Below are 25,228 nucleotides of genomic sequence, written 5' to 3'. Positions count from 1 at the left end.
AGACCACGATCTGACCTCGCCTTCATTGCGGTTATTGCACCACAATCTACCACCTTGCGGGCAGCTTCCCGCCCCGCCGGTCCCCGGTGGGGCGTCATTTCAGGGGGCTAGCCCCTCGATCCGCCTGCCCAAAAACACAAAAAAGGCGACCACCAAACGCGATCGCCTTTCTGCTGATCAACAAACGGGTGGGACCCCGGCCTATTCCGGCATGCCCGCACGGATCCACTGGCCGAGCTGGGCGCGTTCCTCGTCGGTCATTTCGGTGATATTGCCAAGCGGCATGGCCCGCCCGATCACAGCTTGTGCCAGAACACGCTGGGCATTGGCTTCGATCTGGGCCAGATCATCAAACATTACCCCTGCCGGGGCCTCGTCAAAGCCTTCATCGCGCGGATTGGCGGAATGACAGGTGCTGCAACGGGTTTGCACAATCGCCAGGGCATGATCGGCCGTGATGATATCCTCGTCTGCCAGTTTGACCGCATTGGGGTCATAGGACGCAAACATCGCCAAAATCGCCATGCCGACACCAGCAGCGGGCAGTTGCCAGACAATTGCCTTGCCCGTCCCACCGGCATTGCGGGTATTGAAGAAATGGCGCACCAGACCACCGATGATCAGGATCAGACCAACGATCAGCCACGACTGATCATGGGAAAACAGCATCGAATAATGGTTACTGATCATCATCAGTAACACCGGCAGCGTCAGATAGTTATTGTGCGTTGAACGCTGCTTGGCCTGAAGCCCCAGCTTGGGATCAGGTTTTTCACCGGCCATCAGGCTGGCGACAACCTTTTTCTGGTTCGGGATGATGATGCGAAACACGTTGGCTGCCATGATCGTGCCGATCATCGCACCGACATGAATAAACGCGCCACGCCCGCTAAAGACATGGGTGAACAGATAGCTCGCCACCATGATCAGGATAAACAGCGCAATCGCCAGCGTATCGGTGCGCTTGCCGATCGAACTTTTGCAGATGATGTCATAGATCACCCAGCCGGCAAACAGGCTGCCAAGCCCGATCAGGATCGCATCCATCTTGGTCAGCGCCAGAACGCCCGGATCAATCAGATAGCTTTCAGCGCTCCAGTAATACATGGTCACCAAAAGCGCAAAACCGGTCAGCCAGGTGAAATAGGCTTCATATTTGAACCAGTGCAGTTCCGGCGGCATCGAACTTGGTGCGACCATCCATTTATTGACGTGATAGAACCCGCCACCATGGACCATCCAGGCTTCGCCATAGACGCCTTCATCCATGCCCGGACGTTTGCGCAAACTCAGATCCAGCCACACGAAATAGAACGAAGACCCGATCCAGGCGATGCCCGTAATCAGATGCGCCCAGCGCAGGATCAGATTGATCCAGTCCTGAAACAGAATATCCACGGTGTCTGAAACCTCCGTCTCGCCCGCCTGCGGATGATCAAGATCCGCGCCCGGGCCGCCCCTCTGACAGTTATGATTCCGGCTGCAATTTCCCCATACAATCCGGAATCATTCAAAATAATCTCTTACATTCTCCTAACATAGGCATGCGGTCGCCTCTATTATTAAGGGATCGAGCGTAATCGAAATGACTTTCAAACTATTCTTTAAAATGGCACAGTGCGGCCATGGGTTTCGACCCTAGAATAGAATATCAAACGATAATAAACGCCAAAACAACGTCATATCAGGAGCCTCCCGCGTCATGTCCGATTTTGAGGACATCCAGATTTTTGTCCGTGTTGCCGAACTGGGAAACCTGTCTGCTGCCGGTCGCGAGTTGCGTCATTCCGCAGCCGTCGTCTCGAACCGGATTGCGCGCCTTGAAGAACGTCTTGGTGTGCGGCTTCTCAATCGCACCACGCGCCGGGTCAACCTGACGACCGAGGGCGATGTTTATTACCGCCATTGCCTGCGTATCCTTAGCGAAATGCAGGAAGCCGAAAACGCCATCGCCAATCAAAAAAACACCACACGCGGTCCGGTAACGCTGACCTGCCCGGTGGCGTTTGGCAATAAATATATCGCCCCGATCATTCCGAAATTCGTTGAAATGAACCCGGATGTGCAGATCCGGCTGCACCTGTCCGACCGGCTTCTCGATCTGTTGCAGGATAAGGTCGATCTTGCCATCCGCATTGCCGAGCTTAAGGAAAGCTCCCTGATCGTCCGCAAACTTGCCGCCAACAAGCGCATGCTGGTCGCAAGCCCCGATTATCTGGCAAAGCACGGCACGCCGCAAATACCCGCCGACCTGATGAACCACAATTGTCTGCTGCTGCGTTTTCCGGGATCGCGGCAATATCAATGGACCCTGACCGGCCCCAATAGTGATGATGCACCGGTCACACTGGCCGTATCGGGATCAATGGATTCAGATAACGGCGAAGTGCTGACCCGCTGGTGTCTTGACGGGCATGGTATTTCACTGAAATCGAACTGGGAAGTCGGCGAATATATCCGTGATGGCAAACTCAAGGTCGTATTGCCCGACTACCAACCACCGTCACATGCGGTCTATACGCTATATCCGGAAAACCGCTACCTTCCGACCCGTGTACGGGCCTTTGTCGATTTTCTGGTATCCGAATTTGGCGGCACCCCACCCTGGGAACGCTAGGTCACCAAAACAAAACGCCCTGGCGAACTGCACAGGGCGTTTTGGTATTCAAATGACATCCCAAAAATCAGCGCTTCGCCTGATCCAGATATCCCGAAAGTACTGCGGCGACATTCAGCCCGATCACATCATGGGCATAGCCGCCTTCCATGACAAACACGGTCTTAAGGCCCAACCGCCCGATCATCTGGCCGATCCGGTTGAAATCATCGGTCTGAAGTTTGAAATCACAGATCGGTTCGGCCTCATGCGCGTCAACGCCAAGCGCGATCACCAGCGCATCGGGTTGCCAGGTGACAAGCTTTTGCATCGCCTTGGCAAAGCCCTGTCCCCACGCCCCGAAATCGCTTCCCCCGGCAAGCGGGATATTCAGGTTGGCACCTGCCCCGTCATTGCGTCCGGTTTCGTTGGCATAGCCCATAAAGAACGGGAACTGATGGGTCGGGTCCGCATGGATCGAGATGGTCAGAACATCACCACGCTCATAGAAAATATCCTGCGTGCCGTTGCCATGATGGTAATCGATATCCAGGATCGCGACCTTTTTCGCGCCCTTGGTGATCATCTGCTGGGCAGCAATCGCCGAATTGTTCAGGAAGCAATATCCGCCGTAACGGTTGCCATGGGCATGATGCCCCGGCGGACGGGTCAGGGCAAAGGATGCCTCGCCATCATTCCAGGTGGCATCGGCGGCCGATGTTACGGTCTGCGCCCCCCAATAGGCCGCTTTCCAGGTGCCTTGCGTAATCGGGGTATCGCTTGAAATGGCGAACTGTCCCAGACGCGCACTGATATGCTTTGGATTGCCGCCCGAAAAACCGGCTGTCGGCCAGACATAGGGAAAGGCATCGCCGGTCTTGCCGGCCCTGGTCCATTCCGACCAGGCATTTTCGATGAAATCAAGATAGTCGGGATCGTGAATGGCGCGGATCGGGTCCATCCCGTGATCGGCCGGATCAACCAGTTGCGCCTTGACCGCATGGGCCACCGCATCACGAATGATCGGAATGCGGCGGGCATTTTCAAAACAGGGCACCATGCGTCCATGATGCATTTCGCCCGCACCATCATGGGCATCGTGGCGGGAATTGAAAAAGACGCGCATCGCCCCGTTTCCTTGTTTCAAGATAACAACAGGGTGTCACACTGACACCCTGTCTATGTGTTGCACGGTGAAAGCGGCTATTTCTTGGCGGTATAAAGCAGCTTTTCGATGGTATCGAGGAACCCGCCCAGATGCTTGCGCAGATTTTCCGACTGCTCTGCCAGACGGTCTGCCATTTCACGTGTGGTATCTGCGGCCTCGCCGGTACGTCCGGCCATGTCGGAAACAACCGTGATGTTATCGGTCACTTCCTGTGCGCCGCTTGATGCCTGTTCGACATTGCGCGTGATGTTCGATGACAGATTGGCCTGCGTTTCAACATTGCCCGAAATCGTATCGGACCGCGCGGCAAGATCATCAATCACACCGGCAATCTCGCGGATTGCTGCAACCGACTGACCGATTGCATTCTGGATGTCCTGAACCTTTTCCTCGATGCTTTCGGTTGCCTTGCTGGTCTGGTTGGCAAGGCCCTTGACCTCGTTGGCAACCACGGCAAAGCCTTTGCCTGCTTCGCCAGCACGCGCAGCCTCGATGGTCGCGTTGAGTGCCAGAAGGTTGGTCTGGGCGGCGATATCACGGATGAAGCTGACAACTTCGACAATTTCCCCGGCTGCGGCTTCAAGTTCGCCAATGCGACCGTCGGTTTCCTGGGCAAGGCCGTTGGCGCGATTGGCAATCTGAACGGATTCACGCGCCTGTTCGGAAACTTCGCGGATCGACTGACTGAGTTCTTCGGAGGCCGCGGAAACTTCGGTCACGTTGCTTGCGGTCTGCCGCGCAGCAGCAGCCACATTGGTCGAGCGGGAACTGGTTTCATGGGCGATGGTGTTGGCTTCGCCCGATGCTTCGGCCAGTGCCGATGCCGCATGGGCAATATCATCAACCGCTTCGAACGATCCGCTTTTGAATTCATCAAGAATTTCGGCAAAGCCCGACAGTTTCTGTTCGATCGCAGCCGTTGCCGCATTGATGCGCTTGGCCGAAGACAGATATTCCCCGACCAGCCCGGTTTCGACGATACGGCGATAATAACGGTTTTCGGAAACCGCCCCCATCGATGCCGCACTTTCGCGCAAGAACGCGTCATTTCGATCGATCAGACGGTTGATCGCAATAAACAGGTCGCGCATGTCGGGATGACTGTCGACATTGGTGATACGGGCTTCGTAATCACCTTCTGCCGCAGCCAGAACCACGTCCAGCGCCTTTTTGATTCCTGTTTTCGAACCACCAAATATCGCCATTGCGAACCTCGAACCTTCGATTTAGGAGTACCCAGGGTCCTGACCCTAGAGACTTTGGATGAACTGGTCATATGCCATGCCGGCATCTGACAATTTTTTGGCAAGCGCATCAGATGCGGCATTCATGCCGTCCTTCCGGTTGCTTGTACTTTCTTCGATTTTACGAAGCTCCGCATAAAGCGGAATGATCTTGGTTTTCAGAATTTCGGGATCTGCGACACGCCGGTTCGAATGATATCCGATCACCTTGTGCTGGGCATCAAAGGTCGGCGTCACATGGGCATAAACCCAGTAATGGTCGCCCTTCTTTCCCATGTTCAGCACATAGGCAAAGATCTCCTTGCCCGAACTGATCTGATCCCACAGCAGCTTGAAAACACAGCGCGGCATGTCCGGATGACGGATCAGGGAATGCGGTTTACCAAGAACTTCCTTCTCGGTGTAATCCGACAAACGCAAAAACACTTCGTTAGCATAGGTAATATGACCCTTAAGGTCGGTCTTGCTAACAATCAGCTCTTCTGGCTTGAAATGGCGTTCCTTGCCGGATGGCTGGACGCCCGGACGCTTTTCGCTCACCTTGATACCCCGTCTTTTCTGATCCCGCCCTACAATTATGACATGCAGGCAAGTTTGACATTTCGATTATCACGTAACCATAGTTCCGCGAAGGAAAAATGTAAATTTTTCATATGCTTCATAGCTGATTTACAATGATAATTTTTAGAATTCTTCTAATCGCACCGACCATTTTACCCCCGTATTCACGGGCGAAATATTTGTAAAATTTGCAATATTTCCAATCTGCCCATCGGGTGTTTTTGCTGATCCCCCGACCGGGGGATGCACAGCCCCTGAAATTGACCTTCAATCCCCTGACAAGCATCCCGGCCCCTACAAACTTTCATCAATGACTGCCGGGTTCAGCATATCAGGAGAACCAGATGAAGAAGCTCGTCGTTTCATGCGCGCTGCTTGCCGGTTTGGCAGCATGCCAGACCACGGACAATGTTGTCCGCAACACCAATGTCAATCTGCTGTCGCTTCCCAAGCCGGAACTGGCCGTCGGTGACAGCTATGCCTATTACCGCAATGGCGACCATGAAATTGCGACCGTCACCGCCAAGGGGGATGGTGTTTACAGCTTTGAGGTAACCGAAGGCCCGGGCGCTGGTTGCAGCTATGACGGCGAAGGCTTCCTGTCGCCGGACGTCAAATGGGAAAATTGCGATGGGTCGACCGGGACACAGACCTTAACGCAGACCGGTGAAATCTGGCCGCTTAAGGTCGGAAACACCGTCTCCTATGCCGGCGAAGGCACTGACGGGGCGGATTCCTGGTCCTTTAAGCGCGATTGCAGCGTGATCGGCACCGCGATGGTCACCATCGGCACCGGCACCATTCCGACCTATGAGGTTGTCTGCAAGGACGGCTCGAACACCCGGACCTGGTTCTATTCGCAAAGCCACAAATGGCCGGTCAAATACACCAAGGTGCATAAAAAGCGTGGTCTTGTTGACCAGCGCGAAATCGATCTTGGCCAAAAGGCCGGCTGATCGACGCAATGAAATGAAATGTGAATGGGGCCTTGTCTGCAACGGGGCGCCATTCGGGTCTGGTTTCCGGTTTGACCGGAAATCAGGCCCCCACCCGTCTGACATCAAAGGCCGGTTACCCTGAAATGATCTGGTCTTCGCGAAGCGGAATGATCATTTGAACGGCCAGACGCACCAGTTCCAGGCGGTCCTTGACCCCGGTCTTGCGATAGACACTGGCAAGCTGGGATTTGACGGTTTCCGGCCCCTTGCCCAGATGATCGGCGATTTCGCTGTTGCTAAGCCCGCGCAACACCGCGTCAAAAACGTCGGTTTCGGTCCGGGTCAGGGCAAAATGCCGGTTCAAAAGGTCGGTATTGATATCGGTGTACCAGAACGGATCGACGACCGTTGCCAGCACCCCGGTAAACTGCCCGCCAAAAGTTCCGTGCTTTTCGCGCAACGGCGCAAGATCAAGCAGATAGGCACTGCTTTCATTGATCCGGCTGTTCAGGCGCAGGTTTTCCGATGACTTTTCAATAAACGCCATACGGCCAAGCTTTTGCACCGCCTGGGAAAGACCCCGGGCATCCTGATCATCACGGGCGGTCAATTTTTGTCCCGCCCCGACGGTCAATGCATCCTTGCTGTCAAGAATGCGGGTAAATTCTTCGTTGATGATGACGATTTCACCATTGGCATTAAGGATCGCAACCCCGATCCGCAACCGGTCAAGCACATCAAGAAACGCCCCATACCGGTGACGCAACAGATGAACCGGCCGGTTCATTTCCAGAACCTTGGTCAGATGGGGACCGATAAACCGCAATTTGTCCGATGCCGCGGTCGGTTCGAACAGCCCGTCATCGCGGTAATGGACCGTCAGGATATCGTAACCCGCCGCATCCTTGGAAACACACATCCCCGCCGCCTGATTACAGCCGGTGGTTTTTTCAAGCCACGGATAAAACCGTGACGGTGTCGTGTCGCCATTGCTGTGGCGGACTTCGTCACCGACGGAAAAATCATACAGGTCCTGCTGATGGAAATAGGCTGACCCGTCATTCTGGTTCAGACCAAGGCTGAGATATTCGGCAATTGCTTCGCCCGGTACCCAACTGTTGGCATGAAATGAATATTCGGAGATTTCGGGGCGAATGTTTTCGATATGCATGATGATGGCATTTTGCGTCTGCAACATCCCGGCAAGACAATCCAGCCTCTCACACCACAGTTCGGGCGAAATTGCTGCCTCATACAATTGCGGAATGAACTTGTTATATTCGTCCAGTTCTTTCGCAGACCACATAAAGCCATTATCCATATTCAACTATCTTTTTAGTCAAACACGGAAAAACACTATATATCAAGAAGTACTGAACCACCCAGATCATCGGGCGCGGGCCCGCAAGGGAAAACAAGATGACGAAAGACCTGCGAAATTTTCCATATCGCGTGGTGATACACGAAAAACATTCTGCCCAGGCGGTGCTGGACTGGCTTGATCTGAATGTGCGCAGTGACATGTGGACGATGGGAATTCGCAACATCGAGCTGCCGCGCTCGGACCAAGCGGCACCGTTTGTCGATATGGTGATCTATTTTTCGCGCCGTGATGACATGGACCTGTTTCGCGAACGCTGGGCGGGCAAGGCGCGCGAACATAAGGTCAAGCTTCGGGGATTGCGCGCGGCACTCTATGCGCTGATGCATCCGCACACCGAAATGGTCGCTTATGAAAAGTCCGATGACACACCGGCACGTCCCGCGCGCACCAAACCATAGACCCGATAAAAAAAGCCCCGCGCAAATCAATGCACGGGGCTTCGTCATTTAGCCAATCCGCATGGATTGGAAACCTGACTTATTTCGGCAGTTCGGCATCAATGCCCTTGATGTACCAGTCCATGCCAAGCAGCATGCCGTCATCAGCAACTTCGCCTTCTTTCACACGCAGCTCGCCAGCCTGGTCATAGATCGGGCCGGTGAACGGGTGGAATTCGCCCGATGCGATTTTGGCAGCAGTTTCTTCTGCCAGTGCTTTCACATCGTCAGGCATGTTGGTGTAGGGTGCCAGTTCGACCATGCCGGTATTGATACCGCCCCAGGTGTCCATCGACTCCCAGGTGCCATCAGCAACGGCTTTGGCACGTGCGACATAGTAGCTGTCCCAGTTATCAACAATCGCGGTCAGCTGTGCCTTCGGTGCGAACTTGATCATGTCAGAAGCCTGACCGAAACCAAGTACGCCGCGGTTTTCAGCAACCTGAAGCGGTGCCGGGCTGTCGGTGTGCTGAACCATGATGTCTGCACCCTGGTCAATCAGCGCCTTGGCAGCATCGCCTTCCTTGCCCGGATCATACCAGGTGTTTGCCCAGACAATTTTCACTTTGACGTCCGGGTTGACCGACCATGCGCCCATCATGAAAGAGTTGATGCCACGCACAACTTCCGGAATCGGGAAGGAGCCGACATAACCAACGATGTTCGACTTGGTCATTTTACCGGCGATCACACCAGCAACATAACGGCCTTCATAGAAACGTGCAGCATAGGTCGACAGGTTGTCGGCGCGCTTGTAGCCGGTCGCATGTTCGAACTTCACGTTCGGGAACTGCTTGGCAACTTTTTCGGTCGGGTTCATGTAACCGAACGAGGTGGTGAAGATCAGGTTGTGGCCGGTCTGGGCCATCTGACGGATCACACGTTCGGCGTCCGCACCTTCCGGAACGCTTTCGACATAGCTGGTCTCTGCACCGAGTTCAGCTTCGATGGCCTGACGACCGATGTCATGGCGATAGGACCAGCCATGGTCACCAATCGGACCAACATAAACAAAACCGACTTTGACGTCTTCAGCCTGGGCTGCACCCATGCCGGTTGCAAGCGCACCAACGGCTGCAACAGCGGCAATCGTGCGCTTCATGAAACTTGCATTCATTCGTTAGGTCTCCCTGTTAATCAGCAGATCAGGATTTAAACACAATCCACTAAGCAATCAATGACACGTTCACACCGAAACCAAGACTCAGTCAAACCGATCACACTTGTCGCCAAATCCCCCGATCAGCTTGTGTGAGTTTTGGTCCGGTATGAGCTTTTCCTCCCGACAGGCCGGAACGTCATTTGACGCGTTCCGGTCCCGCAAGCAGACCGGCCCTTATTGGGCCGGCCGGAACGCCTGACCAATACAGGCAGGCGCATTCAGTCTGATTTTCGCACGGTCGCTGGAAATAATCACCAGCACAATCACGGTCGCCAGATACGGCAGCATCGACATGAACTGGCTCGGCACATGAATGCCGGCCCCTTGGGCATGAAGCTGCATGACCGAAATCAGGCCGAACATATATGCCCCCGCCAGCAAACGGCCCGGACGCCAGGTTGCAAACACCACCAGCGCCAGCGCAATCCAGCCACGACCAGCAGTCATGTTTTCCGCCCACATCGGCGTATAGGACAGTGAAAGATACGCCCCGCCAAGACCGGCCATCGCCCCGCCAAACATGGTGGCAAGATAGCGGATCTTGATCACGGAATAGCCGATGGCATGGGCTGAATGATGCGAATCCCCAACTGCCTTAAGCACAAGACCCGCCCGCGATTTTGCCAGGAACCAGCCAACCCCGATCACAACAGCAATCGAAAGATAAACCAGGAAATCCTGCCCGAACAAAATCGGACCAATCACCGGAATGGCACTGATGCCCGGGATCGAAAGGGCCGGCAGCGGATCAATCGCAAAGCCGACAAACTTCGAACCGACAAGGGCCGAAAACCCGATCCCGAAAATGGTCAGCGCCAAGCCTGTCGCCACCTGATTGGCCATCAGGCTCAGGGTCAGAAACGCAAAGATCAGCGACATCAGAACGCCTGCCACAACCGCGGCCAGAATGCCAAGAATGGCCGATCCACTTGATGCGGTCACCGCAAAACCGGCAATCGCACCAACCAGCATCATGCCTTCGACACCAAGGTTCAGAACCCCGGACTTCTCGGTCACCAGCTCGCCCGATGCCGCCAGCAAAAGCGGCGTCGATGCGGTAATCACGGTCAGGATAAAGGGTACAAGCCATTCCATTATGCGGTTCTCCCTTTGGCCGCGATTGAACCGAAACGAATGCGATATTTGGTCAGAACGTCACAGGCCAGCAGGAAGAACAGCAAGATCCCCTGAAACAGTCCCGTCACCGCATTGGGCAGACCAAGCGTGATCTGGGCAAGCTCGCCCCCCAGATAGGTCAGCGCCATGATCAGACCGCCAAACAAAATGCCGACCGGATGCAAGCGCCCAAGGAAGGCCACAATAATCGCGGTAAAGCCGTAACCGGGCGATATTTGCGGCTGCAACTGGCCGATCGGACCCGATACTTCGAACAGACCGGCAAGACCGGCAAGCGCACCGCCCAGAAGCAGGGTAAACCACACCATGCGTTTCTGACGGAAACCGACATGGCGGGCGGCCTGCGGGGCCTTGCCGACCACGCGCAACTGGAAACCGATCACGGATTTTGACAGCAACAACCAACCGGCAATCACCACAAAGACGGCAATGGCCGTGCCAAGGTGCACACGCGTGCCGTCATAAATGATCGGAAGCAATCCGGCATCCGGGAACGGACGCGATTCCGGGAAGTTGAACCCTTCGGGGTTACGCCACGGACCATGCACCAGGAAGCTTAAGAACAGTGTTGCCACATAGGTCAGCATCAAACTGGTCAGAATTTCATTGGCATTGAATTTGGTGCGCAGCAATGCCGGGATCGATGCCCAGAACGCCCCGCCAATCGCGCCCAGAACAAACATCGCCGGCAGCAAAAGTGCGCTTTCGCTGTCATGGAAATAAAGCGCCAGACCACCGCCGAAAATCGCCCCCATGGTCAGCTGGCCTTCGGCCCCGATATTCCAGACATTGGCCCGGAACCCCATGGCAAGACCGACCGCAATGATGACAAGCGGGGTGGCCTTCACAAACAGCTCGGAAATGCCATAGCTGTTATTGATCGGCAGAATGAAGAAGGTATAAAGCGCATCAAACGGGTTCTTGCCCATAAAGGCAAAGATGATCCCGCCGACCACCAGCGTCATGAAAATTGCCAGAACCGGCGACAGATAAACCATCGCCTGGGAATGCTGGCGACGGGGTTCAAGCCTGACCAACGCGACCTCCTGTTTCTTCCATGTCGTTCGCCGGGGTCGCGTTGCCTTCAAGATCATGAAGGCCCCCCATCAACAAACCGATCTCTTCAATACTGACATCGGCCATCGGACGCGGTTTGGACATTTTGCCTTCCGACATCACCACAACCGAATCACAAATGGCAAAAATCTCGTCCAGGTCCTGTGAAATCACCAGAACCGCCGTGCCCTTGGCCGCCAGATCAAGCAGAGCCTGATGAATGGCACTGGCGGCACCGGCATCCACACCCCAGGTCGGTTGCGAAATCACCAGAACACCCGGATCCTGAAGGATTTCACGCCCGACGATGAATTTCTGAAGGTTGCCGCCCGAAAGCGATCCGGCCTCTGCCCCTGCCCCGGTGGTGCGCACATCAAATGTCTTGATGATGTTATCGGCAAAGGACCTTGTCGGGACTTCGCGGATCAAACCGCGCGCGGCAAGCGCCATGCGCCGAAACGCCGTCAGGAACCCGTTTTCCGACAGGCTCATATCGGGCACAGCACCATGGCCGTTGCGTTCTTCGGGCACAAAGGCAGCCCCGAGACGACGACGGCGACGCGGGCCGAAATGGGCCACCGATTTGCCATCAATCTTGATGCTGTCGGGGGCTGCTTCATGCTCGGTCTCGCCGGCAAGCGCCTGGAACAGCTCGTTCTGACCGTTCCCGGCAACCCCGGCAACGCCCATGATCTCGCCACCGCGGACCTTGAGATTGATGTTCTTAAGGTGGGTGCCAAACTGCTCGTCACTGATCAGCGACAGGTCGGTAACGTCAAGGCGCACATCGCCAAATTCACGCTGCTTGCCCCGATCCGGCGCGGTCAGTTTCTGGCCGATCATCATTTCGGCCATGGATTTTGCGGTTTCCTCGCGCGGGTCACAGCCGCCAACCACCTTGCCACCGCGCAGGACGGTCGCGCGCTGACACAGTGCTTTGACCTCGTGCAGCTTGTGGCTGATATAAAGGATTGCACAACCTTCATCGGCCAGACGGCGCAGGGTTTCAAACAGCTTTTCGACTTCTTGCGGTGTCAGGACCGAGGTCGGCTCATCAAGAATAAGCAGCTTGGGGTTCTGCAACAGGCACCGCACAATCTCGATGCGCTGACGTTCGCCAACCGAAAGCGTATAGACATGGCGATCCGGATCAAGCGGCAGGCCATAGGTCTTTTCGACTTCGATCACTTTCTGGCGCAAGACAGCCATATCGCGCACATCATTCATGGCAAGCGCGATATTTTCCAGAACCGTCATGGTTTCAAACAGCGAGAAATGCTGGAACACCAGACCAACACCCATTTCGCGCGCGTCATGCGGGCTATGGATGGTTACCGGTTTGCCTTCCCAGATCAGGTCGCCCTGATCGGCCTGAAGCACACCATAAATGATCTTCACAAGCGTACTTTTGCCTGCGCCGTTTTCCCCGAGCAGCGCATGGATTTCGCCAGGCTCGATACGGAAACTGATATCGTCATTGGCCAGACAGCCCGGAAAGGCCTTGGTCACGCCGCGCACTTCCAACTGCGCAGGTGCATTCCCCTTCATTGCTTCTGCCCCGGCATCACCGGTCATTGACGTCACTGTTGCCACCCCTATTTAGCGATATGATTTACAAGGCCCCGGCGGTTTTACCGCATAACGGTTTGCAATCAAACGGTCTCAATATTCGATCTTGTCGGTTTTGGCATCCCACGCGGCAAATACTTCGCGCGCTTCGGGCAAATCGACATGGACAATCGGCAAGGAACGATCATGGATCGGCTTTGCCACTTCATCATACAGGAACTGATCATCAAAACCGATGGCAGCAGCATCCTCGCGGCCATTGGCATAATAGATCTTGTCAAGACGGGCCCAATAGATCGCCGACAGACACATCGGGCAGGGTTCGCAACTGGTATAGATTTCACAACCCGACAGATTGAAAGTCCCCAGCTTGGCACAGGCCGCACGAATGGCGCTGACCTCTGCATGGGCAGTCGGATCATTGTTGGAGGTCACATTGTTCCACCCTTCTGCAATCACTTCGCCATTGCGAACAATGATTGCGCCGAACGGACCACCGCATCCCTCTTCCATTTTTTGCCGCGACAAACCCACGGCGTGGCGCATATGGCCTTTGGCGTCACACACAGCCAAAATCTCCTTTACGAAACCCCTGATCTGGTCCCCAGATCACCTGACTGGGCCGTCATTTCGCGGCCCTTTATCATTAAAAAGTCCTTCAATGAAGGCTTTATAATCAGCCAACCCCGTCTGATGCGGTTTTGGTCGTCTGATTTTGTGCCATCTGTGCCTCGCGCACGGACAACAATTGCGCGGCAACCGATGCCGCAATCACCACCGGCTGTTTTCCGGTAATGCCTTGAATCCCAATCGGGCATGTCAAACGGCTGATCTCAGCCGCCCCCAACCCCCGATCTGAAAGCCGTCGAATGAAACGTGCCCGTTTGGTTTGGCTGCCAATCATGCCGACAAAACCAAGGTCATCACGCATGATCGCGGCCCGGCAAATGTCAAAATCCAGCGCATGGTTATGGGTCAGGATCAAAACATGGGCACCAGACGCGATGTCAGACACCTCCAGCTCTGGTCTATCACTTTGAATGATATGAAGTTTTTCGCTTTCTGGAAGATCAAGATACGCATCACGCGAATCGACCAGATGCACATCAAACGGCAGGGGTGCCATGGCTTGTACGATTGCCTTGCCAACATGGCCGGCCCCGAAAATCCACATCGGTGTCAGCGCTTCATCAAGGCGCAAACACAGCATATCCAGACCATTGATCGCCATGATCCCGCCGCGTGCTGTGCCAAATCCGGATGCCAGCATCGTGGCATTCGTCGTGTCCGCCCCCACCAACTCGGTGCGGCCCTGACCGCCATCGACCGGCAACATCACCCAGCGTCCGGATTGTGAAACAGGGCACGCAACAATATCGGCCAAGACTGTTCTCAGATCGGCGCGATCGCCATCGCTTAACAGATGGAAACCAACTTCGACAGAACCGCCGCAACACTGGCCCAAACCCGGCCCCAGCGGAAAGCGTTTGATCCGGGCAACAGGCATGTTCGCAACATCGCTTTCCAGCATGCTGCGCACCTGCAAGGTCACCTGATGTTCAAGATTACCGCCGCCAATCGTGCCCGCTATTTTGCCAGACGTAATCAGCATGAATGCCCCGACCTCGCGCGGGGTCGATCCCTTGATCGCCGCCACCGACACCAGCACCACCGCATCGGATCCGGACAGAACACTGATATGATCACGCAGTGACAGGGTCATGGTTTCATTCCCCTGCGGCCGAAACCGGCTGCCCGGCCTGTTCGATCATGCGTTTGGCAACATCGGCCACCGCATAAAGAACCGCCTCGGGCGTTGCCGGGGTATCAAGGTTTGGCACCACCTTGTGATCGGCAACCGATGCCACCGCATCGGCAATCGCACGGTGCACCGAAATTGCCAACATCAAGGGCGGCTCGCCCACGGCCTTGGACCGATGAATGGTTTTTTCCACGTTTCGACCGGACGACCACAATTCCATCCGGAAATCTTCCGGACGATCCGAACAGGCCGGGATTTTATAGGTCGATGGCGCGTGAGTCCGCAGGTTGCCCTTGTCATCCCACCACAATTCTTCGGAAGTCAGCCATCCCATGCCCTGAATGAAACCGCCTTCGATCTGACCACGGTCAATCGCCGGATTAAGCGACCGCCCGACATCATGGATGATATCGACCCGCGTCACCTTGTATTCACCGGTCAGGGTATCAATCAGAACTTCGGAACAGGCCATGCCATAGGCAAAGTAATAGAACGGCCGACCCGACGCGGTTTCGCGGTCATAATGGATTTTCGGCGTCGCGTAATAGCCGGTCGCCGACAGTGACACACGCGCCAGATAGGCCTGCTTGATCAGATCGGCAAAGGCAAGCTCCGCCACATCCCCGACAATGATCTTGCCCGGTACAAAGCGCACGGCACTTTCCGCAACACCGTATTTTTCCGCCGCAAAGGCAATCAGGCGGTTCTTGATCGTCATCGCCGCATCACGCGCAGCCATGCCGTTCATATCCGCCCCGCTTGATGCCGCGGTGGCCGATGTATTGGGAACCTTGCCGGTATTGGTTGCAGTGATCTTGATCTGATCCAGATCGATCTGGAATTCTTCGGCAACGACCTGGGCCACCTTGATGAAAAGCCCCTGCCCCATTTCCGTGCCACCATGGTTCAGATGCACTGATCCATCCTGATAAATATGGATCAGCGCACCCGCCTGGTTAAGGAAGGTGGTGGTAAAGGAAATGCCGAACTTCACCGGCGTCAGGGACAGGCCCTTTTTTAGAACCGGGCTTTCGGCATTGAATGCTTCGATCTCGGCGCGGCGCTTGCGATAGTCACTGGCTTTCAGGATATCGTCGGTCAGTTCCGGCAGAACATTGTCTTCGACCACCATATGATATGGCGTCGTATTGCGATCCTTGGTGCCGTAATAGTTGGCAATGCGCACATCCATCGGATCGCGCCCGATGGTCATGGCGATTTCATCAATGATGCGCTCGATTGCCACCATCCCCTGCGGCCCGCCAAACCCGCGGAATGCGGTATTGGACACAAGGTTGGTTTTGCAGCGATATGATCTGATTTCGACATCGCCAAGGTAATAGGCATTGTCGGTATGGAACATCGCGCGGTCGGCAATTGCGGCAGATAAATCGGCGGAAAACCCGCAATTGGCCGCGTATTGAAGATCAAGGCCGCAAATCCGCCCGTCATCATCAAAGCCGACATCGTAATCAACGATAAAGTCATGACGCTTGCCGGTCATGACCATGTCATCATCACGGTCCAGACGGAATTTGGCCGGACGTCCGGTTTTCACCGCCACAATGGCCGCCAGTGCCGCCCATTGTGATGCCTGCGTTTCCTTGCCGCCAAAACCGCCGCCCATACGGCGGACCTCGACCGTCACCGCATTTGCCGGACGGCCAAGGACATTGGCGATATTATGCTGGACCTCGGATGGATGCTGGGTCGAACAATGCAAAAGAACATCACCATCCTCCTGCGGGATGGCAAAGGTGATCTGACCTTCGAGGTAAAAGTGATCCTGCCCGCCAATTTCCATTCGCCCGGCACGACGATTTTTGGCCTTGGCCAAGGCCGATTTGGCATCGCCCTGTTTCATCACATGTGGCGGGGCGACGAATTGCTGCTTTTCCAGTGCATCTTCAATCGACAGAACCGCGGGCAGTTCTTCATATTCGATTTCAGCAAGCTTGGCGGCCGCGCGGGCCTGTGCGCGGGTTTCGGCCGCGACGCAAAATACCGGCTGCCCATAGAACTGCACGATACCATCGGGCAAAACCGGATCATCATGGGTGTGGGCGGGTGACACGTCATTCATACCGGGCACATCATCCGCGGTCAGAACGCAAACCACACCGGGGGCGGACCGGACCTTGGACAGATCCATCTTCCTGATCTTGCCATGCGCGATGTTTGCCGCGCCGGGGGCCAGATGAAGCGTGCCATAAGGTTCGATAATGTCATCGATATAGACCGCTTCGCCCGCCACATGTTTCGGGCCGCTATCATGTTTGGAACTGGACCGCACCCCGCCCGAAAGACCGGCAGTCGGGGCGATCACTTCATCGGTTTCGGTTTGGCTGATCTGATCAGACATGGGCTGCCTCCTTGCCGACAAGGCGGGTGGCAATTTCGGGTGCGTTGGTTTCGATAAACAGCTTGGTCAAAAGGTTCTGGGCCACCAGCACGCGGTATTCCTTTGATGCCCGCATATCGGTCATCGGTGCGAAATCCTTGGCCAGCTCCAGTTGGGCCGCATTCAGGCTGGCTTCATTCCAGTCCTTGCCGATCATGGCCGCTTCGCATTTGGCTGCCCGCATCGGGGTGCCGGCCATGCCCCCAAACGCCGCACGGAATTCCGCGACCTTGCCGTCAACGACCTTGATCGCAAAGGCGCCAAGCACCGCGGTAATGTCCTGATCAAACCGTTTGGAAATCTTGTAGGCCTTGAACACCACACCTTTGGCCGGTTTGGGCACGATCACGCTTTGCACAAACTCGCCCGGATGACGGTCCTGTTTGCCATAGGTAACAAAGAAATCTTCAAGGGCGACTTCGCGTCTTACATCACCCATGCGCAAAACAATCTTGGCCCCCAGCGCAATCAGGGCCGGTGGTGTGTCACCAATTGGCGATCCATTGGCAATATTGCCCCCCACGGTTCCGGCATTGCGAATTTGCCGCGAACCGATCCGGCGTACCAACTCCCCGACATCAGCAGCAACCCGGCCAAGCGCATCATGGGCGCGGCTATAGGTCACACCAGCCCCGATAATCAGGGCATCTTCGGTTTCACTGACCGATTTCAGGTCTGCGACATCGCCAATATAAATAATCGGGTCCAGACGTTTGAGCATCTTGGTCACCCAAAGTCCGACATCCGTCCCGCCGGCCAGAACCGTGGCATCGGGATGCTGGACCAGAAGTGCGGCAAGTTCATCAGATGTTTGCGGCGCGTAATAGCGCCCTGCGGGATGTTCAAGCGCAAGCGTACCCGCACCATCAACCATCGCACTCAGACGGGCCGCAATATCCGAACGACGCTTTTGCTCTGCCGCGTCGTTGGCAGCAACCCCGCCAGCCTTGCGGGCGGCCTCGATGATCGGGCCATAGCCTGTGCACCGGCAAAGGTTCCCCGCCAGCGCATCATTGATCGCACCGCGGTCATCTTCGCCACCATCAAGCCACAGCTGATAAAGGCTCATGACAAAGCCCGGCGTGCAGAACCCGCATTGCGATCCATGGGTATCGACCATCGCCTGCTGTACGGGATGAAGGGTGCCGTCGCTTGATTTAAGATGCTCGACCGTCAAAAGCTGCTTGCCATCAAGGGTCGGCACAAACTGGATACAGGCATTGACCGTGCGATACGCCATGCCGCCCTTGCCATCCGGCTCCCCCAGAACGACGGTGCAGGCACCGCAATCGCCTTCGGCACAGCCTTCCTTGGTGCCGGATTTGCGTTCGGACAGACGCAGATATTCAAGAACCGTCATCTGCGGATCAACATCACACAGGCTGCGTTCTTCATTGCCCAAAAGAAAACGGATATCAGAACGGAAAGAACCGGTCGCGTGCGCCATGATCAACCTCAGCTTCCGCGATAGGTGGAATAGCCGAACGGCGACAGCAACAGCGGCACATGATAATGCGCCTGCCCGTCAGAAATACCGAACCGGATGACAACCTGATCAAGGAATTTGGGATCGGGAAGATTTTCCCCGCACGCATCAAAATACGCCCCGGCATGGAAGACCAGCTGATATTCACCGGGTTTGAAAGAGGCACCTTCAAGCATCGGCGCATCGGTGCGGCCATCGGCATTGGTCACGGCCTCGGCAACCAGATCATCATGACCATTGCCATAGCGGTGCAGCTCAATGCGGATTCCAGCAGCCGGGCAGCCTTTTGCCGTATCCAGTACATGGGTAGTCAGTCGTCCCATGCCGGGCCTCCTCTCTCTTATTCTTACTTTTGTGGTCGGTCGCTTCTCCCGTGTTCGACATTCTTTTTGGGGCGGGCCCTTTGGTTTTGTGTCGAACTTTATAGCGCTTCAAAAGGGTCGCATTCCGCCTGCCCTCGGGAAAGAGGGGATAAAGTGAAACTATATCAATAATTCTTTGAAAAACGAATGTATCAGTTTAAGGCACTATAACATGCAACCGTGGCAAAAAGCCTTGGAAGACCGTGTAAAACGTGGCCCGACTTACCTTCCGTCCAGGAACATTATCAAAACCGTCTTGATAGTGCGGCACTTATCAGGTCCGGCAGGCACGGGTTTATCCCTTGCTGCACCGCGACCTATGGTTAATTGTAACCACAAAGATGCTACACCAAACGGTCCCCACAACAAAGCCGGGCGTTAGGCACAGGACCGATTAGAATTCAGGAGAAGGCCCAGATGAACGACCAGACATATGCGCGCGACTTGATCGGATATGGCGAAAACCCGCCCAAGGCCAATTGGCCCAATGGCGCACGCGTGGCTGTTCAGTTTGTCCTGAATTACGAAGAAGGCGGTGAAAACTGCATCCTGCATGGCGACCGCGCGTCCGAGGCGTTCCTGTCTGAAATCGTCGGTGCCGACATGCGCGAAGGTGTGCGTCATATGAGCATGGAGTCGATTTACGAATACGGCTCGCGCGTTGGTGTGTGGCGCATCCTGAACCTGTTTCGCGAACGCCAGATCCCGATCACCATCTTTGCCGTCGCCATGGCCCTTGCCCGCCATCCAAAAGTTGGCGAAGTCGCGATGAAGGATGGACACGAGATTTGCTCGCACGGCTATCGCTGGATTGACTATCAGTATGTGCCCGAAGATATCGAACGCGAACATCTTCACAAGGCGATTGATATCATCAAGGACGTCACCGGCGAACGTCCGCTTGGCTGGTACACCGGCCGCACCAGCCCCAATACCCGCCGCCTGGTCAATGAGGAAGGCGGCTTCCTCTATGACGCTGATGACTATAGTGACGAACTTCCGTTCTGGAGCACCCAGACGGAAAAGCCGCATCTGATCGTGCCTTATACCCTTGATGCCAACGACATGCGCTTTGCCGCCCTTCAGGGTTTCAATTCCGGCGAACAGTATTTCCAGTATCTCAAGGACAGCTTCGACACCCTTTACGAGGAAGGCGCACATACCCCGCGCATGCTGTCACTTGGTCTGCATTGCCGACTGGTCGGGCGTCCGGGCCGCTTTGCCGCGCTGAAACGTTTCGTCGATTATGTCCAAAGCCACGATGACGTCTGGTTTGCCCGCCGGATCGATATCGCCCGCCACTGGCGCGAACATCATCCGTTCGCTGGCTGAGACCGACGCAGGAACACCAATATCATGACAGAAACCACCAAATCCCTGTTTGAAACCCGCCCGCCCAGCACATTGGCCAAAAGCGCCTTTGTCTCGCTTTATGGCGGGGTTTACGAACATTCGCCCTGGATCGCCGAACAACTTTATGATCGCGGCATCACCGATGCCCATAACACGCCGGCGGCCTTGGCCGATGCGATGGCGGCCATTGTCAACGGGGCGGTTGATGCCGACAAGCTGGCACTTTTGCGCGCCCATCCCGACCTTGCCGGGAAACTGGCCCTTGCCGATCTGACGACCTCGTCCCAGAACGAACAGATGGGGGCGGGTCTTGATCAATGCAGCGCCGATGAACTGGCCCGCTTTACCGAACTCAATGACCTTTACAAACAGAAGTTCGGTTTTCCGTTTATCTTTGCGGTCAAGGGGTTCCATCGCACCGATATTCTTGCCGCCTTTGAACGGCGGGTGAAAAACGACGTCGAAACCGAATTTAACGAGGCGATCAATCAGGTCCATCGCATTGCGAAATTGCGGCTGGAAGCGCTGTAAACCGGACTTCCGACAAGCCGGATTGATCACCGAACAATAAACGACCATTTCAGGATTTTACGACCATGAGCCATCAGGAAAATCACGACGCACCGGAATTTACCCGGAAGTTTGTCAACCTTGCCGATGAACGTCTTGGCGCAGAGGCCATTTTTGCGACAGATGATTTCTTTGCCGACAAACAGCGGATGCTGCAAACCGGTGACGCCGTGTTCTATCCGGATCGCTATGACGATCATGGCAAATGGATGGATGGCTGGGAAAGCCGCCGCAAACGGGTCGAAGGCCATGATTACTGCGTCGTCCGCCTGGCGACGTCGGGGCGGATTTACGGTGTTGATATCGACACCAGCCACTTTACCGGCAACTTCCCGCCAGCCGCTTCGCTTGAAGGCTGCTATTGCCCGAATGGCGATCCGGCCGATGATGCCAAATGGGATGAAATCGTTGCCCCCATGGGCCTTGGTGCCAGTGCCCATCACTTTGCCGACGTGACATCGGACGCCATTTATACCCACGTTCGCCTGCATATTTACCCTGACGGCGGTGTTGCCCGCCTGCGTGTCTATGGTCGTCCGAACCGTGACTGGACGGAAATGGCGGCCAAGGGTGAACAGGTCGATCTTGCCGCCATGATCAATGGCGGCGTGGTTGTTGGCTGGTCCGATGCCCATTACGGCAACCCGAACGCCATTCTGGCACCGGGCCGCGGGGTCAATATGGGGGATGGCTGGGAAACCCGTCGTCGCCGCGAACCGGGTAATGAATGGCTGATCGTCGAACTTGGCCACCCCGGCGAGATCGAAAAAATCATCGTTGATACCTGCCACTTCAAGGGCAACTACCCGGACCGCGTCTCGATCCAGGGGGCCTATGTGGACGGTGAAAAGGACAAGTCGCTGCGTGCGCGTTCGATGTTCTGGTCAACCGTCCTGCCCGAAAGCAAAATGCAGGCTGATCACATCCACGAATTCGACGCATCGGCCCTGACCGTCAATGGACCGGTCACCCATTTGCGGGTTAATTCGATCCCGGATGGCGGCATCAGCCGTCTGCGCATCCTTGGCAAACCGGCCACCAGATAAACCGCCACCAACCAAAAGGATTGTGCAGGTATGAAGCTTCCGGTCGAACACCTGACCCAAGACGCGTTCGCCCCGTTTGGCGAAGTCATTTCGATTGCCACCGCGCGCGACAGCTACAAGATCAATCAGGGCACCACCACCCGGTTTCACGACATCTCGCGCGTTGATGTCGCCGACGAAGGCGGGGCCCCGATCATCAGCATCTTTCGCGGCACACCGCGGCCAAAACCGATTGAAATCACGATGATGGAACGTCATCCGCTGGGTTCACAGGCCTTCATGCCGCTGTCGGGGCAGAAATTCCTGATCGTCGTGGCATCAGGTACGGATGATCCGGCCCCGGAAAACCTGCGCGCCTTCCTTTCGGACGGAACACAGGGGGTGACCTATGCCAAGAATGTCTGGCATCACCCGCTTCTGGTACTTGAAGAAGACAGCGATTTTCTGATCGTGGATCGCTCCGGTCCGGGCAACAACCTTAATGAAGTTGACCTGCCCCTGGTCGATGGCGAGGTCATCACACTGGACTGGGCTTAACCCCTACCATCGCCATTCCGGCTGATCAGACCCAACTCACGCAGGTAGCGGTGCAAATCCGCGCTGCTTCCTGCAACATATTCCGCCCCGGCATCGCGCAAAATACCTTCGTCCCCGGCATTGCGATGTGCCCCACCAAGAAATCCGACACACCGCATCCCCGCCGCACCGGCTGCGATCACTCCGGACGGGCTGTCTTCGATCACAAGGCAGCTTTCCGGCTCCCATCCGCATGTTTTCGCAGCAAGCAGGAAAACATCCGGCGCAGGCTTGCCCCGTGTCACTTGTTGGGCTGAAAAAATGCGTCCTTCAAAGAATTCTGACAGTCCGGTTATCGAAAGACACTGATCAAGGCGCGCCAAGTCACTCCCCGAAGCCAGCGCAAAAGGTACGGTCAGGCCCCCAAGAAGCTCAGCCATCCCGGCAATGGCCCGCAGATCGGTTGCAAACAGGCGCGCCAGCTCGGCCTCGCACTGTTGCTGATAGGCAGCCGGGTCAATATCGGTGCCAAATCGCGCATTCAGCTCGGCCACCATCTCGCGATAGGCAACACCACCGAATGTGCGTGCAAGTTCTGCGGCCCCCAGGGTAATGCTATATTCGGGCAGCATCCTTTCATCGACCGCAAAAGACAGAATCTCGCTGTCAATCAGGACACCGTCGCAATCAAAGATGATATGCCGGGTCATTGCGCCGGCTGGATATTGCCACCGCTATTAAGATCAAGCGCCAGAAGGCGCTTCTGGATGGTTTGCGACAGAACCGGGCCCGCCCCGGCCTGCAATGCACGCTGATAGGCCGCGCGCGCCATATCGGTTTTCCCCATCGCCAGGGCATTGTCGGCAAAATGGGCGATATGTTCTGCGGTCGGCATCGCCTTGTTGACCCGAATGAAAACTTCCTCGGCCTCGGCATAGCGCCCCTGGCGGTACAGGATCAGCCCATAGGTATCAAGTGCCCCGGGGTCATCGGGCGCCACCGCAAGCGCCTGTTTCGAAAGTCTTTCCGCCTCATCAAGGTTTTCGCCGCGCACCGCATAGTGATAGGCAAGCCAGTTCGCGGCCCCCATATTGCCCTGACCAGCCGCCTGATAGGCCTCGGCCGTCATGGTATCGCCATAGGATTTGATCACACTTTCAATGGCAGCCTGGTCAAGACCATCGACCCATGTCAGCCCGACCCGCACCGCCTTGCAGCCTTGTGCATTGGCCTGGCTGCACATGGCAACGGCCTCTTCGACGGCGCCCATGACGGTGGCCTTCGGACCGGCGGCATATTCCTTGCCCGTCTCGTCGCGCGCCATCGCCTTGAAATCGATCATCGCCCGGTAACGGTCATCAAGCTTGGCCTCGGTGGGGGCAGCAAACATATCCTGCGGCTCCCAGTTCGGACTGGTATCCCCGCAGGCCGCAACGGCCAAAACCATTCCAAGCCCGATAACGGAACGCAAAGGTGCAAATTCAAACTGGCGGCGCATAAACAAGACGGTCATTCCCCATGTTCGAGCAAAAGAGCCGGAAGCATCATAACCCAATTGCGTAATTGCAGGGTTAACATCCTGATCACAGACGAAAAAGCCGCCGGGATCCGTGATCTCCGGCGGCTTTAACATGCTGGCGTAAAACGCCAATATCAGGGCAACACAGCCTGCGGCTTAGGCGCGGCGTTCTGCGATCATCTTTTTGATTTCGGTGATCGCAAGCGCCGGGTTCAGGCCTTTCGGGCAGGTGTTGGTGCAGTTCATGATCGTGTGGCAACGATACAGGCGGAACGGATCTTCGAGTGCATCGAGACGTTCACCGGTATATTCGTCACGCGAGTCTGCCAACCAGCGATATGCCTGAAGCAGAACAGCCGGGCCGAGGTAACGGTCGGAGTTCCACCAGTAGGACGGGCACGCGGTCGAGCAGGAGAAGCACAGAATGCATTCCCAAAGACCATCGAGCTTCGCACGTTCTTCACGCGACTGAAGACGTTCGCCATCCGGCGGGGTCGGGCTGTCAGCTTTAAGCCACGGCTCGATCGAAGCAAGCTGTGCATAAGGCTGCGACAGATCAGGCACCAGATCCTTGACCACCGGCATATGCGGCAGCGGATAGATTTTGACTTCGCCCTTGATGTCTTCGATCGGCTTCAAGCACGCAAGCGTGTTACGGCCATCGATATTCATCGCGCACGAACCGCAAATGCCTTCGCGGCATGAACGGCGGAAAGTCAGGGTCGCGTCGATCTCGTTCTTGATCTTGATCAGCGCGTCCAGAACCATCGGACCACATTTGTCGAGATCGATATCGTAGGTATCCGTACGCGGGTTATCGCCGCTATCGGGATCATAACGATAGATCTTGAACGAACGGACATTCTTCGCGTCAGCCGGAGCAGAGAACGACTTGCCCTCTTTCACGACCGAATTGGCGGGAAGATTGAATTCTACCATCTCTCAAATCCTCTCTTGCCGC

Annotated in this window: 24 protein-coding genes; 7 read left to right on the top strand and 17 right to left on the bottom strand. The window is 55.8% G+C overall.

All coding sequences use genetic code 11. The features are described from left to right. Positions 1 to 201 precede the first annotated feature (201 nt). A complete protein-coding gene (locus CU041_RS00250) occupies positions 202 to 1,398 on the bottom strand; it encodes a urate hydroxylase PuuD (RefSeq protein ID WP_101245276.1) in 1,197 nt (398 codons plus the stop codon). Between the two features lie 304 nt (positions 1,399 to 1,702). Between CU041_RS00250 and CU041_RS00245 the strand changes: the two genes are divergently transcribed. After that, complete coding sequence (locus tag CU041_RS00245) at positions 1,703 to 2,617, top strand: LysR family transcriptional regulator (protein WP_101245275.1); 915 nt, start codon at positions 1,703 to 1,705, stop codon at positions 2,615 to 2,617. A 67-nt stretch (positions 2,618 to 2,684) separates the two neighbouring features. Here the strand turns inward: CU041_RS00245 and CU041_RS00240 are convergent, their stop codons facing one another. The 3 genes from CU041_RS00240 to CU041_RS00230 all read right to left on the bottom strand — a co-directional run bounded on the left by CU041_RS00240 (position 2,685) and on the right by CU041_RS00230 (position 5,548). Next, positions 2,685 to 3,722, bottom strand: a complete 1,038-nt coding sequence (locus CU041_RS00240) for a histone deacetylase family protein (RefSeq protein ID WP_101245274.1) — start codon at positions 3,720 to 3,722, stop codon at positions 2,685 to 2,687. Positions 3,723 to 3,799: 77 nt separating this feature from the next. Continuing rightward, positions 3,800 to 4,969: a methyl-accepting chemotaxis protein gene (locus CU041_RS00235; protein ID WP_101245273.1), complete on the bottom strand. Its 1,170-nt coding sequence runs from the start codon at positions 4,967 to 4,969 to the stop codon at positions 3,800 to 3,802. Between the two features lie 45 nt (positions 4,970 to 5,014). Then, a complete protein-coding gene (locus CU041_RS00230) occupies positions 5,015 to 5,548 on the bottom strand; it encodes a PAS domain-containing protein (RefSeq protein WP_101245272.1) in 534 nt (177 codons plus the stop codon). A gap of 365 nt (positions 5,549 to 5,913) precedes the next feature. Between CU041_RS00230 and CU041_RS00225 the strand changes: the two genes are divergently transcribed. Next, positions 5,914 to 6,525, top strand: a complete 612-nt coding sequence (locus CU041_RS00225) for a hypothetical protein (RefSeq protein ID WP_101245271.1) — start codon at positions 5,914 to 5,916, stop codon at positions 6,523 to 6,525. A 115-nt stretch (positions 6,526 to 6,640) separates the two neighbouring features. On the opposite strand, the gene CU041_RS00220 is transcribed toward CU041_RS00225, so the two are convergent. Then, entirely contained in the window at positions 6,641 to 7,813 is a 1,173-nt protein-coding gene (locus CU041_RS00220) for a helix-turn-helix transcriptional regulator (RefSeq protein WP_170310059.1), read from the bottom strand. Between the two features lie 113 nt (positions 7,814 to 7,926). Between CU041_RS00220 and CU041_RS00215 the strand changes: the two genes are divergently transcribed. Next, positions 7,927 to 8,289, top strand: coding sequence for a hypothetical protein (locus tag CU041_RS00215; protein WP_101245269.1), 363 nt, complete (start codon positions 7,927 to 7,929; stop codon positions 8,287 to 8,289). A gap of 79 nt (positions 8,290 to 8,368) precedes the next feature. On the opposite strand, the gene CU041_RS00210 is transcribed toward CU041_RS00215, so the two are convergent. The 9 genes from CU041_RS00210 to uraH all read right to left on the bottom strand — a co-directional run bounded on the left by CU041_RS00210 (position 8,369) and on the right by uraH (position 19,224). Further along, on the bottom strand, positions 8,369 to 9,430 hold the full coding sequence (locus CU041_RS00210; protein WP_101245851.1) for a BMP family ABC transporter substrate-binding protein: 1,062 nt from the start codon (positions 9,428 to 9,430) through the stop codon (positions 8,369 to 8,371). Between the two features lie 234 nt (positions 9,431 to 9,664). Then, positions 9,665 to 10,585: an ABC transporter permease gene (locus tag CU041_RS00205; protein WP_101245268.1), complete on the bottom strand. Its 921-nt coding sequence runs from the start codon at positions 10,583 to 10,585 to the stop codon at positions 9,665 to 9,667. Then, on the bottom strand, positions 10,585 to 11,664 hold the full coding sequence (locus tag CU041_RS00200) for an ABC transporter permease (protein WP_101245267.1): 1,080 nt from the start codon (positions 11,662 to 11,664) through the stop codon (positions 10,585 to 10,587). Before CU041_RS00200 ends, CU041_RS00205 begins: the two co-directional genes overlap by 1 nt. Continuing rightward, entirely contained in the window at positions 11,651 to 13,258 is a 1,608-nt protein-coding gene (locus CU041_RS00195) for an ABC transporter ATP-binding protein (protein ID WP_228195137.1), read from the bottom strand. The genes CU041_RS00200 and CU041_RS00195 overlap by 14 nt, the downstream gene beginning before the upstream one ends. Before the next feature lie 87 nt (positions 13,259 to 13,345). Next, positions 13,346 to 13,819, bottom strand: coding sequence for a nucleoside deaminase (locus CU041_RS00190; protein ID WP_212733747.1), 474 nt, complete (start codon positions 13,817 to 13,819; stop codon positions 13,346 to 13,348). A gap of 109 nt (positions 13,820 to 13,928) precedes the next feature. Continuing rightward, the gene (gene xdhC, locus CU041_RS00185; RefSeq protein ID WP_101245265.1) at positions 13,929 to 14,975 is read right to left on the bottom strand and encodes a xanthine dehydrogenase accessory protein XdhC; all 1,047 of its coding nucleotides are present in this window, start codon (positions 14,973 to 14,975) and stop codon (positions 13,929 to 13,931) included. Between the two features lie 4 nt (positions 14,976 to 14,979). Further along, a complete protein-coding gene (gene xdhB, locus CU041_RS00180; protein WP_101245264.1) occupies positions 14,980 to 17,376 on the bottom strand; it encodes a xanthine dehydrogenase molybdopterin binding subunit in 2,397 nt (798 codons plus the stop codon). Beyond that, positions 17,369 to 18,862, bottom strand: a complete 1,494-nt coding sequence (gene xdhA / locus CU041_RS00175; protein WP_101245849.1) for a xanthine dehydrogenase small subunit — start codon at positions 18,860 to 18,862, stop codon at positions 17,369 to 17,371. The genes xdhB and xdhA overlap by 8 nt, the downstream gene beginning before the upstream one ends. Before the next feature lie 8 nt (positions 18,863 to 18,870). Then, positions 18,871 to 19,224 (bottom strand): hydroxyisourate hydrolase, encoded by a 354-nt coding sequence (uraH, locus tag CU041_RS00170; protein ID WP_101245263.1) that lies wholly within the window; start codon positions 19,222 to 19,224, stop codon positions 18,871 to 18,873. Positions 19,225 to 19,680: 456 nt separating this feature from the next. On the opposite strand from uraH, the gene puuE reads away from it, so the two are divergent. From puuE to CU041_RS00150, 4 genes are all read left to right on the top strand, one after another. Then, a complete protein-coding gene (puuE, locus tag CU041_RS00165) occupies positions 19,681 to 20,595 on the top strand; it encodes an allantoinase PuuE (RefSeq protein WP_101245262.1) in 915 nt (304 codons plus the stop codon). Positions 20,596 to 20,619: 24 nt separating this feature from the next. Continuing rightward, on the top strand, positions 20,620 to 21,147 hold the full coding sequence (gene uraD, locus CU041_RS00160; RefSeq protein WP_101245261.1) for a 2-oxo-4-hydroxy-4-carboxy-5-ureidoimidazoline decarboxylase: 528 nt from the start codon (positions 20,620 to 20,622) through the stop codon (positions 21,145 to 21,147). Between the two features lie 65 nt (positions 21,148 to 21,212). After that, on the top strand, positions 21,213 to 22,232 hold the full coding sequence (gene alc / locus CU041_RS00155; protein ID WP_101245260.1) for an allantoicase: 1,020 nt from the start codon (positions 21,213 to 21,215) through the stop codon (positions 22,230 to 22,232). Between the two features lie 30 nt (positions 22,233 to 22,262). Then, positions 22,263 to 22,769 carry an ureidoglycolate lyase gene (locus CU041_RS00150; RefSeq protein WP_101245259.1) on the top strand — a complete coding sequence of 169 codons (507 nt, stop codon included), beginning with the start codon at positions 22,263 to 22,265 and terminating at the stop codon, positions 22,767 to 22,769. On the opposite strand, the gene CU041_RS00145 is transcribed toward CU041_RS00150, so the two are convergent. The 3 genes from CU041_RS00145 to CU041_RS00135 all read right to left on the bottom strand — a co-directional run bounded on the left by CU041_RS00145 (position 22,766) and on the right by CU041_RS00135 (position 25,206). Beyond that, a complete protein-coding gene (locus CU041_RS00145) occupies positions 22,766 to 23,458 on the bottom strand; it encodes an HAD family hydrolase (protein ID WP_101245258.1) in 693 nt (230 codons plus the stop codon). The two genes, CU041_RS00150 and CU041_RS00145, sit on opposite strands and share 4 nt — an antisense overlap. Beyond that, complete coding sequence (locus CU041_RS00140; RefSeq protein ID WP_228194685.1) at positions 23,455 to 24,261, bottom strand: tetratricopeptide repeat protein; 807 nt, start codon at positions 24,259 to 24,261, stop codon at positions 23,455 to 23,457. The genes CU041_RS00145 and CU041_RS00140 overlap by 4 nt, the downstream gene beginning before the upstream one ends. Before the next feature lie 162 nt (positions 24,262 to 24,423). After that, the gene (locus CU041_RS00135) at positions 24,424 to 25,206 is read right to left on the bottom strand and encodes a succinate dehydrogenase iron-sulfur subunit (RefSeq protein ID WP_101245257.1); all 783 of its coding nucleotides are present in this window, start codon (positions 25,204 to 25,206) and stop codon (positions 24,424 to 24,426) included. Positions 25,207 to 25,228 lie beyond the last annotated feature (22 nt).

This window comes from Thalassospira povalilytica, from assembly GCF_002844235.1.
Lineage (GTDB): Bacteria > Pseudomonadota > Alphaproteobacteria > Rhodospirillales > Thalassospiraceae > Thalassospira > Thalassospira povalilytica.
The sequence above is the reverse complement of the archived record's forward strand: the minus strand, read 5'-3'. Positions and strand labels throughout refer to the sequence as shown.

What these genes read in the sequence shown, in the direction of transcription:
- uraD (WP_101245261.1), top strand. Translation starts at nt 20,620, where the DNA reads ATGACAGAAACCACCAAATCCCTGTTTGAAACCCGCCCGCCCAGCACA.
- CU041_RS00145 (WP_101245258.1), bottom strand. Translation starts at nt 23,458, where the DNA reads ATGACCCGGCATATCATCTTTGATTGCGACGGTGTCCTGATTGACAGC.
- CU041_RS00195 (WP_228195137.1), bottom strand. Translation starts at nt 13,258, where the DNA reads ATGACCGGTGATGCCGGGGCAGAAGCAATGAAGGGGAATGCACCTGCG.
- CU041_RS00210 (WP_101245851.1), bottom strand. Translation starts at nt 9,430, where the DNA reads ATGAAGCGCACGATTGCCGCTGTTGCAGCCGTTGGTGCGCTTGCAACC.
- CU041_RS00240 (WP_101245274.1), bottom strand. Translation starts at nt 3,722, where the DNA reads ATGCGCGTCTTTTTCAATTCCCGCCACGATGCCCATGATGGTGCGGGC.
- alc (WP_101245260.1), top strand. Translation starts at nt 21,213, where the DNA reads ATGAGCCATCAGGAAAATCACGACGCACCGGAATTTACCCGGAAGTTT.
- uraH (WP_101245263.1), bottom strand. Translation starts at nt 19,224, where the DNA reads ATGGGACGACTGACTACCCATGTACTGGATACGGCAAAAGGCTGCCCG.
- CU041_RS00135 (WP_101245257.1), bottom strand. Translation starts at nt 25,206, where the DNA reads ATGGTAGAATTCAATCTTCCCGCCAATTCGGTCGTGAAAGAGGGCAAG.
- CU041_RS00215 (WP_101245269.1), top strand. Translation starts at nt 7,927, where the DNA reads ATGACGAAAGACCTGCGAAATTTTCCATATCGCGTGGTGATACACGAA.
- CU041_RS00245 (WP_101245275.1), top strand. Translation starts at nt 1,703, where the DNA reads ATGTCCGATTTTGAGGACATCCAGATTTTTGTCCGTGTTGCCGAACTG.
- CU041_RS00150 (WP_101245259.1), top strand. Translation starts at nt 22,263, where the DNA reads ATGAAGCTTCCGGTCGAACACCTGACCCAAGACGCGTTCGCCCCGTTT.
- CU041_RS00220 (WP_170310059.1), bottom strand. Translation starts at nt 7,813, where the DNA reads ATGTGGTCTGCGAAAGAACTGGACGAATATAACAAGTTCATTCCGCAA.
- CU041_RS00140 (WP_228194685.1), bottom strand. Translation starts at nt 24,261, where the DNA reads ATGACCGTCTTGTTTATGCGCCGCCAGTTTGAATTTGCACCTTTGCGT.
- CU041_RS00225 (WP_101245271.1), top strand. Translation starts at nt 5,914, where the DNA reads ATGAAGAAGCTCGTCGTTTCATGCGCGCTGCTTGCCGGTTTGGCAGCA.
- puuE (WP_101245262.1), top strand. Translation starts at nt 19,681, where the DNA reads ATGAACGACCAGACATATGCGCGCGACTTGATCGGATATGGCGAAAAC.
- xdhA (WP_101245849.1), bottom strand. Translation starts at nt 18,862, where the DNA reads ATGGCGCACGCGACCGGTTCTTTCCGTTCTGATATCCGTTTTCTTTTG.
- xdhB (WP_101245264.1), bottom strand. Translation starts at nt 17,376, where the DNA reads ATGTCTGATCAGATCAGCCAAACCGAAACCGATGAAGTGATCGCCCCG.
- CU041_RS00235 (WP_101245273.1), bottom strand. Translation starts at nt 4,969, where the DNA reads ATGGCGATATTTGGTGGTTCGAAAACAGGAATCAAAAAGGCGCTGGAC.
- xdhC (WP_101245265.1), bottom strand. Translation starts at nt 14,975, where the DNA reads ATGACCCTGTCACTGCGTGATCATATCAGTGTTCTGTCCGGATCCGAT.
- CU041_RS00205 (WP_101245268.1), bottom strand. Translation starts at nt 10,585, where the DNA reads ATGGAATGGCTTGTACCCTTTATCCTGACCGTGATTACCGCATCGACG.